We start from the raw sequence: 255 nt of genomic DNA on the forward strand, positions 1-255 counted from the left end.
CGACTTCCCGGACACCACCAACGGCACCACCCCATCCGGAACCACCGCACGCCCCACCACAGGCCGCACTTCAGCAGCCTCCAAAATCACATGCGCGTTGGTGCCACTGATACCGAACGCCGACACACCCGCGCGACGCGGACGATCCTCCGCAGCCGGCCACTCCCGCGACTCCGTCAGCAGCTCCACCGCACCCGCCGACCAGTCCACCTTCGGCGACGGCTCGTCCACATGCAGCGTCCTCGGCAGCACACC

The 255-nt window shown here is 68.6% G+C and carries 1 protein-coding gene; it reads right to left on the reverse strand.

The genetic code is table 11. From position 1 onward, the window contains the following. Window positions 1-255, reverse strand: a 255-nt coding sequence (locus ADK64_RS14755; protein WP_324614401.1) for a ketoacyl-synthetase C-terminal extension domain-containing protein, incomplete at both ends; no start/stop codon positions are given.

The organism is Streptomyces sp. MMG1121 (genome assembly GCF_001280015.1).
Lineage (GTDB): Bacteria > Actinomycetota > Actinomycetes > Streptomycetales > Streptomycetaceae > Streptomyces.